The organism is Dinoroseobacter sp. S76 (genome assembly GCF_049801095.1).
Lineage (GTDB): Bacteria > Pseudomonadota > Alphaproteobacteria > Rhodobacterales > Rhodobacteraceae > Dinoroseobacter.
This window is the reverse complement of record NZ_JBNAGH010000003.1, coordinates 182,658-191,896: the sequence shown is the minus strand read 5'-3', so window position 1 is coordinate 191,896 and position 9,239 is coordinate 182,658. Positions and strand designations below refer to the sequence as shown.

Sequence of the window (9,239 nt, the reverse complement as noted above, 5' to 3'; positions counted from 1 at the left end):
AATTCGGGGCGCGTTCACCAGCACGCCCCGTGATTGGCTCAGCCCCTCTTTCTTTTTCTGCAGCGCTGCCCTAAGCTTCGCTGCACCGCCAAAAGAAGGAGGGGTCTTGTGGCAGAAACTGAGAAGCCGCTGCTGATCAAGCGTTACGCGAGCCGCCGTCTCTATAACACTGAGACGAGCGACTACGTCACATTGGAAGATATCGCGCGGTTCATTCGGGATGGCCGCGAGGTCCAGATTGTCGACCTCAAGAGCGGCGACAACCTGACCCGTCAGTACCTTCTTCAAATCATTGCGGAACATGAGAGCCGCGGCGAGAATGTCTTGCCGATCTCCGTGCTCACGGATCTGGTGCGCAGCTATGCGGGACAGTCCACATCCGTGGTGCCGCAATTCCTGGCCGCCTCTTTCGAAATGCTGCGCGACAGCCAGGAGAAGATGATCAACAACCTTGGGGGAATGCCCAATCCCATGGCCGCCGTGCCCGGGTTTGATCAGATGCAGAAGCAGCAACGCGCCTTTCTCGAGACGATGATGGGCGGCTGGAAAACCTCCAGCACCATGCCCGCAGCCGATGGAGAAGAGGCGCCGAGCGAAGAAAGCTCGGACATCGACGATATAAAGCGGCAGCTGGCGGATCTGCAGAAAAAGCTCTCTGGCCTGAGCTGAACCGGGCGGGAGGATTTCCCCCGCGCAGCCTGCTCTAGAACGGCAGGCGGTCCCCGAGGGCCGCTGCACTCATCGCCCCCATCAGGAGAGGGCCGCGCAAGGCGGGCCCGCCCGGGAACGCCTTCGCCGGGAGCTCGGCAAACCGGTCGAACCGCTCGGGGTCTCCATCGATCGCTTGGGCCATGGCCCGTCCGAGCCAGAGGGACAGGGCAACCCCATGCCCGGAATACCCGCCCGCGCTCAGCACGCGCGCGCTCGGGCGCGCCGCAAAGGGCAGGCGGGAGCGTGTGAGGCCCAGCGTACCGCCCCAAGAATAGTCGATTTCCACATCCCCAAGCTGCGGAAAAATCTGAGCCAGAGGCCGGCGCACCTTCGCAGCGATGTCCCTGGGGAAGCGGTAGCGATAGCTCTCTCCGCCGCCGAAAAGCAGCCGTCGATCCGGGGACAGGCGGAAATAGTTCACGACAAAGCGGCTATCGGCCACCGCGTGATCCTGAGGAAGGAGCGCGTCGGCCAGATCGCCCAGCGGGGCGGTGGCGATCATGTAGGAGTTGATCGGCATGACATGGGCGGCGGTTCTGGGCTCCAGCTCGCCAAGATACCCATTCCCGGCAAGAACCACCTGCTCGGCGGTGATGCTCCCCTCTGCCGTGGTGATCTGCACATGGGCGCCCGCATCTGCGATCGCGGTCACGCGGCTGCCTTCGCAGATCTGCGCGCCCGCCTCATGGGCCGCTCGCGCGAGCCCAAGCACCAGCTTGAACGGGTTCAGATGCGCGGCGCCCGGATCGAGCACGCCGCAGCGATAGGCGGGACTTTTCACCAGCGCGCGTAGCGCCTCCTGATCCAGAGGCGTGGTCTGGTAGTCGTACTGGGCGGCGAGATGCGCGGCCGTCTCCGCGAAGGAGGCGGCGTCGCCGGTCCGCTCGCTGGCATAGATCACCCCGGGTTTCAGGTCGCATTCCAGGCCCTCGGCCACGAGCTCATCCACGAGCGCGCGGGCTTCCCGGGCGCTGTCCCAGAGGAGCCGGGCACGCTCCGACCCGTAGCGGGTCTCGAGCACGTCTTGATCCAGCCTTTGACCAGAGCCCACTTGCCCGCCATTGCGCCCCGATGCGCCAAAGCCGATGCGCTGCGCTTCGAGCACCAGCACATCATATCCCCGCCGCGCCAGATGCAGCGCCGCCGAGAGCCCGGTATAACCACCGCCGACCACGCAGACATCCGTATGAATGCTGCCCTGCGCCACGGGAAAGGGCGCAAGGGCCGGGCTGGTCTGCGCGTAGTAGCTCCGCGGGTGGGTTCCGGCGGCGTCATTGACGTCGAGCAGGTTCACCTCAGACGTTCAGAAGCAGATGCTCCCGCTCCCATGGTGAGATGACTTGCAGGAACTCGCCATATTCATGGCGTTTGACGATCTCATAGACGCGACAGAACTCGGGCCCGAGCACCTCGCGCAGCTCGCCGGCTTCCGCAAAAAGGTCGAGCGCGGCCCCCAGTTCGGGGGGCAGATCGTCGGCCCCGGAATAGGCGTCGCCGATATATTGCGGCTTTGGGATCGCTTGGGCCACGAGGCCGAGATATCCGCAAGCCAGGGACGCGGCGATGCCAAGATAGGGGTTGCAATCCATGCCTGCCAGCCGGTTCTCGACCCGCCGCGCGGCGGGCGAGGCCACGGGCACGCGCAGCCCAGCGGTCCGGTTGTCCCGCGCCCATTCCAGGTTGATCGGCGCTGCATTGTCCGGGACATAGCGGCGATAACTGTTCACGTAGGGCGCATAAAGCGGCACGACGCTCGCCAGATGCTGCTGCAGCCCGGCGATGAAATGTTGAAAGGCCGGGGTCTCGGAGCCGTCTTCGGCGGTGAAGATGTTCGTGCCTGTCGCGCTGTCGATGACCGAGTGGTGGATATGCATGGCCGAGCCCGGCTCATCCTGGATCGGTTTGGCCATGAAAGTCGCGAAACAATCATGGCGCAGGGCGGCCTCGCGGATCAGGCGTTTGAAGTAGAAGACCTCATCAGCGAGGCGCAGCGGATCGCCATGGCGCAGATTGATCTCGATCTGACCCGCGCCGCCCTCCTGAGTGATGCCATCGATCTCGAGCCCCTGAGCCTCGGCGAAGTCGTAGATATCGTCGATGACGGGCCCGTACTCATCCACAGCGGACATGGAATAGGCCTGCCGCGCAGCGGCTCGGCGGCCCGTACGGCCCATGGGCGGCTGGATCGCGATGGCCGGATCCACGTTGCGCGCGGTGAGGTAGAACTCCATCTCCGGCGCGACCACCGGGGTCCAGCCTCGTGCCTCGTAAAGCCCGATCACACGCTTCAGAACATTGCGCGGGGCCACGGGCATGGGCGCGCCGGTCTGATCCTCGATGTCGTGGATAATCTGCAGGGTCCAATCCGCCGTCCAAGGGGCGGGCATGGCCGTGCTCAGATCCGGTTTCAGCACCATATCCGGCTCGGTGAAGCCGTCCAGCGCGGCCTCGGCCCAGCTGCCGGTGATGGTCTGAAAGAAGATCGAGTTTGGCAGGAAGAAGGACATTTGCCGCGCGAATTTGCCCGCGGGCATCGCCTTGCCCCGTGCCACGCCGGCGAGATCCGAGACGATGCATTCCACCTCGTCCAATCGTCTGCCATCGAGATAGTCCCGGGCCGTCTCAGGGACGGCGGTGAGCATCCGCTCAAGCGGCGTTTCGGCCATGATCCGGGGTCCTGTCCAAATGGAAGAAGGCGGCAATCGCGTCGGCGATCTTTGCATTGTCCACCGGTTGATCCACTTGGAGCGCCGCCGTGTCAAGCTGGCTGGCGGGCACATTGTCGATCGCCCGGCGCGAGGTGATCAGCGTGCTCAGCACCTCCGGCGTGAATTCCGGATGGGCCTGCACGCTCCAGGCGCGGGTGTCATAGACCAGCCCTGCATGGGCGCAGAAGGCGCTGGAGACGAAGGTCTCCGCACTGGGCGGGGCTTCGACCACCTGATCCCGGTGCCAGGCATTGAGATAGAGTGTCCCGAGGCTTTCGGAGTAGTAGCCCTGCCGCCCTACGGCCCAGCCCCCGGCAAAGGGCTCGACCCGACCACCCAGGGCCTGGGCGATGATCTGATGCCCGAAGCAGATCCCGACCAGCGGAATATGGGCCGCATAGGCCGCGCGGATGAACCGCTCCAGTTCGGGGATGAAAGCATGGCTCTCATAGGCGCCGTGGCGAGAGCCCGAGACCAGCCAGCCTTGCTGGTCCGAAGGGCTGGCGGGGAAGCGCATATTCTCCACATCATAAGTCGTGAAACGCATCCCCAATCCGTCAAGCAGAGCGGGGTAAAGGGTCTCGTATCCGCCATGGCGAGACAGCACCTCCTCCGGAGGCTCACCGCATTGCAGAATGCCGATATCCATCGTGACCTAGTGTTTCCCTGCGTCAGCCTAGTCGCATTAATCCTAGTGCCGCAAGCATGGTCGAAAGATTAACGGATAAGCTGTGGGCGATATTTCAGTTTTGGGCGCCTTTGCGGGGCCAGATGCCGGTTGAGACGGCGATTCACGAGGCCAAAGCCCGCAATCACGGCAAGCGTGAGCAGGATGAAGTAGAAGGCCACGATCGGATAGGGGATGAACGGGTTGAAGGTCTTGGTCGCGAAATAGTTCGCGTAATAGAGCGCGTCGCCCCGCTGCTGCCAGGCGGGGAAGCCGGCAAAGAAGACCAGCGTCGTGGCATGGAAGAGGAAGATCGCCTCGTTGGTATAGGACGGCCAGGCGAGCCGCAGCATCGTCGGCCAGGTCACCCGGCGGAACTTGGTCCAGCCCGCAAGCCCATAGGCATCCGCGGCCTCAAGATCGCCCTTGGGCACGGATCGCAGGGCGCCATAGAAGATCTCGCCCGCATAGGCGGAGGTGTTGAAGAAGAGCACCACCAGCGCCCCGGCCCAGGCCGAGGTGAAGGGATCGAAAAAGCCGGACACCGATTTCAGCTGGATGAAGAAGAAATAGGCCAGAAAGAACTGGATGAAGAGCGGCGAGCCCCGGAAGACAAAGACGAACCACTCCGCCGGACGGCGCAGCCAGGGCGTGGTGGAGGCCTTGCCGAGCGCCACCAGCGTCGCAAGAAAGAAGCCGAGCGCCAGGGCGCAGGCCCCGAAATAGATATTCCAGATCAGGCCGGAGCCGATCAGGGTGAACTGCTCGCACAGGGTGAAATCCGAGCGCGGCAGCAGACGCTCGCCATAGCCGATGGAGCGGAACGCGTAGTCCTGGATCGTTTGCCAACAACTCATGCCGGGGCCGCCTTGCGCTGGGCCTCACCGGCCATGGTCGCTTGGCCGTGGCTGAGCTTGTGCATCAGACGGCCAAAGAGCCGCTCTGAGATCGAGGTGAGCAGCAGGTAGAAGACCAGCAACCCGAGGAAGTAGTAGAGCCGCCAATCCCCGTGGGGATAATCCGTGAAGCGCGCGGTTTTGGAGCCACCAAGCTCGCGCGCCCAATAGACGATATCCTCCACCCCCAGCAGGAACAGAAGCGGTGTCGCCTTCACCAGGATCTGCCAGAGGTTCGACAGGCCGGGCAGGGCGAAGAGCCACATCTGCGGGACCATAACGCGCCAGAAGCTCTGGCGCGGGGTCATGCCATAGGCCTCGGCGGTTTCCATCTGGGCGCGCGGCACGGCCTGCATGGCGCCAAAAAGGACATTGGCCGCAAAAGCGCCGAACACGACCGCAAAGGCCAGCACGGCCAGCGAGAAGCCATAGACCTCATGCACCCATTGCGCACTGGTCGAGAGCGGCAGCTTGGCCTCGGCGCAGACCACGAAGTCATTGCCTTGCCGGATCGCCTCGGTCCAGTCGGGGCATTTCGCGTGGTGGCGCAGGTATTCGAGGCCCTGATCCAATGCGATCGGCACAAAGAGGAAGAACGCGATGTCGGGGATCCCCCGCACCATCGCCGTGTAGCCCTTGCCGAACCAGCGCAGGGGCGCGACGGTCGAGCGGGCCGCGACGGCGCCGCCAAATCCAAAGAGCAACGCAGCGGGCGCCGTGACCGCCAGCAAGAGCAGGACCGTGCCGAAGCTCGTGTAAAAGGCCATATGCTTCCCGGTCGTCAGGTAGCAGGACAGCCAGGTCAGTCCGGAAAGGGTGGACGGATCAGTGCAGTAGGAAAACATCAAACCCCGCGCGTTCCGGGGCGCCAAATGCGGCGCCCCGAGCTTCACGATGTTCCAGCTTGGGCGGGATTACAACAAATCCCGTGCTGCTAGCGGCGTTTTCTCCGCAGGACGGCGATCCCTGCCACTCCGCTGAGCAGAAGCAAACCGCCTGCGGGCAGGGGGATCGGCATCGGCGTGGTGTTGGTCAAGAGCGTCGCGCCGGAGATCAGCGCGTCGTCAAACAGGACTTCGGCCAGACCGGTGAAACTGGTAGAGCTCTGAGTTTTTTCGACTTCGAAGAGGACGCTGGTCACATTGCTGACGACCATGTCGAAGGTGAAGGCCTGGGACTTGTCCGTGTCGGGCATAAGCGCGACATCGTCAAAGCTTTCGATCACGGTGTTGCCGTTCAAAAGCGTGAGGTCGAAGACCACCGGCTCGTACCCATCATTATTGGCAATGACGTTGGAGCGGTGGTTCCAGATATAGATCCCGCCCAGATCAGACGGTCCGGCAAAGCTCCATTCGATGGAGGCATCCTCGGGATCCGTGCCGCTCGCCGTGGTCCAATGGTTGGTTCGGTCGTAGTCGCTATGGGTTGCGGCGGGGTCGCCCGCTGTCGACAGGCCTGAGCCATCGATTGTGTTGCCGGCATCGAATGAACCGTTGAACTCGCTCGATGCTGATGCGCCGGTTGCCGAGAATGTGGCGGCGTGGCCGGTCGTGGCCATGGCTGCAAAGAGGCAGCCTAAAACAAGCTTCTTCATGAAAGCCCTCCTCAAATCGTACTCCTGTTAACCAAGGCAGCAAAAAAGGGCGCGACCTGTCAAGTCGCGCCCCGGAATGTGGTTGGATTGTTTCCAATCAGAAGAGGGCGGAGCCCGGCAGCCACTTTTCGATCAGTTTGTTCAAGGATCCGTCATCTTTCATGGACTGGATCGCCGCGTCGAGCTTGGCCTTGAGCTCCGGATCGCTCTCGCGGATGCCGATCCCTATGCCGCCGCCGAGGGAGACGTTGTCGCCGATGAACATCAACTCTGCGGATTCCTCCGCGAAAGGCGTCAGGAAGTCCTTGTCGGCGAGCACAGCGTCCACCTCGCCATTGCGCACGGCGGCAATGGTTTCGTCCGGCGTGGCGAACTCGAGCAGGGTCGCGCCCGATTGCGCCACATGGGCGGCCTGGATCGTGCCGGTCTGCGCTGCGATCACCGCGCTGGAGACATCCAGATCCGCGGAGCTGCTGAGATAGGCGGAGGGCACGGGCGGCACGTAGTTCTGGGTGAAATCGATCACCTCATCCCGCTCGGCCGTGATCGACATGCCCGCGATGATCGTGTCGTAGTTGCCGGACACGAGGTTCGGGATGATGGAATCCCAGTCATTGGTGACCCATTCGCATGTCAGCTCGGCGCGGGCGCAAACCTCATCGCCCACTTCGCGCTCCAGCCCGTCGACCTCACCCGCATCATTGATGAAGTTATACGGAGGATAGGCGCCTTCGGTGCCCATGCGGATGGTTGTGCCATGGCCTGCCGCGAATGCAGCTCCCGCCGAGAACGCGAGAAGAGTGGAACCAAGCAACAGGTGTTTCATTTAAAGTCTCCCCTAGGTGGTTGATTATTATAGGTTGGTTAGTGTGGGACCGTCGCGCTCAAGAACTGCTTGAGCCGCGCGGATTTCGGCGCGCCGAAGAGGGCATCGGGCGGGCCCTCTTCCTCGATCAGACCTTGGTGCAGGAACACCACATGATCCGAGACATCCGCAGCGAGCCGCATGTCATGGGTCACGATGAGCATGGTCCGACCCTCGACGGCCAGATCTTTGATGACCTTGACGACTTCCTGTTCCAGCTCCGGATCCAGCGCCGAGGTCGGTTCATCGAACAAGAGCGCCTTGGGCTCCATCGCCAGCCCCCGGGCAATCGCCGCGCGCTGTTGTTGGCCGCCGGAGAGCTGTGCGGGATAGACCTCGCATTTGTCACCGATCCCGACCTTGTCCAGCAGCATGCGCGCGCGGGCCTCGACCTCGCCCGGGTCCTGACCGAGCACGGTCACAGGCGCCTCCATCACGTTTTGCAGGATGGTCATATGGGACCAGAGGTTGAACTGCTGGAACACCATCGACAGGTTCGTGCGGATGCGGATCACCTGTTTCTTGTCCGCCGGCTGGCGCGCACCGCCCGTGCCAGCCCAGCTGACCGGCTCCCCGCAAAAGTGGATATCGCCCTGTTGGCTATGTTCCAGAAGGTTGCAGCAGCGCAGCAAGGTCGATTTGCCCGAGCCTGAGGACCCGATCAGTGATACCACATCCCCCCGTTCCGCCCGGATACTGACGCCCTTGAGCACTTCGAGTGCGCCATAGGCCTTGTGAAGGTTCCGGATCTCGATCACGGGGGCTGTTGTGTCTGTCACGCCGCGCCTCTCATACAATTTGCAAAAGTAGGGCGAAGAACGCGGCGGAATGCAAGCAGGCGAAAGCGCTGACGTATAGGAAAGCGATGTATTTTGGTGCGAATGCCGTCTTCGCGGGCAAAATCTCGTCCAGGGCCGGGGATTGGCCGATGCTGGGGCGGCCTAACCGCGGGCCTCGACCCGTTGCCGGGCCAGAGCGCTGTCCCGGTCATTCACGCCGAGCAGGTTCGCCGTCAGACGCAGGAGAGAGTTCTCTTCCGGGTCGCGCACGCCATCGGCCAGCACCACGCCCCAGAGCGCCTCGATCACCTCGATCCGCTCCTCATAGACCACGCCATCCTTGATCGCGCGCGTGAAGCGCACCGTGTCGGGGGCCTGCGCCTCCAGCGCCTCGGCATCGCCGCGCATCTTGGCGGCCTCAAACGGGGACAGATTGTGGCGGGTGGCCAGGATCTTGTCGATCCGCGCGATCTCTGCTTCGGCGTAGTCGCCATCCGAGCGTGCGATCCGTACCAGCAGCGCGGCCATGGCCAGTTGCGCATCCGGTTCCGGAAAAGGGTCGGCGGCGGGCGTCGTCAGACGTTTGAGCAGATCAGCAAACATGCAAGGCATATAAACCCGGGCAAGCTGGGAGAAAAGGGCGCGACATCGCTGCGCGCCCGGAACTCTTGGGGGGGTGGCTTACGCCAGAGCGAGGTTCGTTGCGCTCTCCCGGCCGTCGCGGCCAGCTTCGATGTCGAAGGTCACCTTCTGGTTGTCCTTCAGGCCGGTCAGACCGGCGCGCTCGACCGCAGAGATATGCACGAACACATCCTTGCTCGCCCCATCGGGTGCGATAAAGCCGTAGCCCTTCGTTTCGTTGAACCATTTCACGGTGCCAGTGGCCATCCGCTTGTCTCCTTAAAGATCGCTGCCCGCGGATCTGCGGCAGCCTCGGCGTCAGATCGTGCAGGTCGAAACTGAAGCCGGTAGTGGAGACAGTGGGTCGAGTGCGCCTCGTTCGCTCATGACATGTGTGG

At 63.1% G+C, this 9,239-nt stretch carries 11 protein-coding genes; 1 reads left to right on the top strand and 10 read right to left on the bottom strand.

Translation table 11 applies throughout. From position 1 onward, the window contains the following. Nucleotides 1–108 precede the first annotated feature (108 nt). Complete coding sequence (phaR, locus tag ACP153_RS10600; protein ID WP_424970960.1) at nt 109–669, top strand: polyhydroxyalkanoate synthesis repressor PhaR; 561 nt, start codon at nt 109–111, stop codon at nt 667–669. Between the two features lie 34 nt (nt 670–703). Here the strand turns inward: phaR and ACP153_RS10595 are convergent, their stop codons facing one another. From ACP153_RS10595 to ACP153_RS10550, 10 genes are all read right to left on the bottom strand, one after another. Further along, complete coding sequence (locus tag ACP153_RS10595; RefSeq protein ID WP_424970959.1) at nt 704–2,005, bottom strand: NAD(P)/FAD-dependent oxidoreductase; 1,302 nt, start codon at nt 2,003–2,005, stop codon at nt 704–706. Between the two features lies 1 nt (nt 2,006). After that, a complete protein-coding gene (locus ACP153_RS10590; RefSeq protein WP_424970958.1) occupies nt 2,007–3,377 on the bottom strand; it encodes a glutamine synthetase family protein in 1,371 nt (456 codons plus the stop codon). Then, complete coding sequence (locus ACP153_RS10585; RefSeq protein WP_424970957.1) at nt 3,358–3,966, bottom strand: type 1 glutamine amidotransferase; 609 nt, start codon at nt 3,964–3,966, stop codon at nt 3,358–3,360. Before ACP153_RS10585 ends, ACP153_RS10590 begins: the two co-directional genes overlap by 20 nt. A 170-nt stretch (nt 3,967–4,136) precedes the next feature. Beyond that, entirely contained in the window at nt 4,137–4,943 is an 807-nt protein-coding gene (locus ACP153_RS10580; RefSeq protein ID WP_424970956.1) for an ABC transporter permease, read from the bottom strand. Continuing rightward, nucleotides 4,940–5,827, bottom strand: coding sequence for an ABC transporter permease (locus ACP153_RS10575; RefSeq protein WP_424970955.1), 888 nt, complete (start codon nt 5,825–5,827; stop codon nt 4,940–4,942). The genes ACP153_RS10580 and ACP153_RS10575 overlap by 4 nt, the downstream gene beginning before the upstream one ends. A gap of 89 nt (nt 5,828–5,916) precedes the next feature. After that, entirely contained in the window at nt 5,917–6,576 is a 660-nt protein-coding gene (locus ACP153_RS10570; RefSeq protein ID WP_424970954.1) for a VPLPA-CTERM sorting domain-containing protein, read from the bottom strand. Nucleotides 6,577–6,673: 97 nt separating this feature from the next. Beyond that, nucleotides 6,674–7,402: a transporter substrate-binding domain-containing protein gene (locus tag ACP153_RS10565; RefSeq protein ID WP_424970953.1), complete on the bottom strand. Its 729-nt coding sequence runs from the start codon at nt 7,400–7,402 to the stop codon at nt 6,674–6,676. Between the two features lie 38 nt (nt 7,403–7,440). Next, complete coding sequence (locus ACP153_RS10560; protein WP_424970952.1) at nt 7,441–8,220, bottom strand: ABC transporter ATP-binding protein; 780 nt, start codon at nt 8,218–8,220, stop codon at nt 7,441–7,443. Nucleotides 8,221–8,382: 162 nt separating this feature from the next. Beyond that, nucleotides 8,383–8,823: a TerB family tellurite resistance protein gene (locus ACP153_RS10555; RefSeq protein WP_424970951.1), complete on the bottom strand. Its 441-nt coding sequence runs from the start codon at nt 8,821–8,823 to the stop codon at nt 8,383–8,385. A gap of 78 nt (nt 8,824–8,901) precedes the next feature. Beyond that, nucleotides 8,902–9,108: a cold-shock protein gene (locus ACP153_RS10550; protein ID WP_424965932.1), complete on the bottom strand. Its 207-nt coding sequence runs from the start codon at nt 9,106–9,108 to the stop codon at nt 8,902–8,904. Between the last annotated feature and the right edge of the window lie 131 nt (nt 9,109–9,239).